Raw genomic sequence first — 527 nt, 5'->3', positions numbered from 1 at the left:
CAGTACCGAACCGCTGACCGAGACAGAACCACTGGTTCCGCCGGACTGCGAGTGGTTCAGGGCACCACTCAGATAAGCCCGGTCACCACTGTACGACGCGTTCAGATAACTGCTGGCACCGCCATCACTGTCACGACCACCGCCCAGACCATAACTGAAACGGTCATTCAGCGAGCCGGACACGCCGGTGCTGACGCCCGTACCACCGCCTTTGCTGGTGCTCACCGACGTACTGCTGCTGTAACGACGGTCAAACAGTGTGAACGGTACCGACACTGACGCCGATGCAGACCAGTTGTTTTCCCCCCGGGTGTTCCGTGAACCGGACCAGCCCAGGTTAAGACTGACACCCTTAATCTGTGTGCTCAGGGTGCCGGTAATCCCCGTATCCTTACCGTTGTCATCGCTGTACCGGTAACGCCCGGTCGTGGATGCGGGGTAATAGCTCCTCTGCCAGCCGGACACCGACAGACTGAACAGTCCACCCACCGGCTGACTGACACCGGCATTCCATTCATCCTTCGTCC

1 protein-coding gene is annotated in these 527 nt (G+C 59.6%); it reads right to left on the bottom strand.

The features are described from left to right. Nucleotides 1-527: fimbria/pilus outer membrane usher protein (locus BEA93_RS24640; protein ID WP_157945156.1), on the bottom strand; the 527-nt coding region annotated here is incomplete at both ends.

This window comes from Escherichia sp. MOD1-EC5950, from assembly GCF_002965345.1.
GTDB lineage: Bacteria > Pseudomonadota > Gammaproteobacteria > Enterobacterales > Enterobacteriaceae > Escherichia > Escherichia marmotae.
This window is presented reverse-complemented; position numbering and strand designations above follow the sequence as displayed.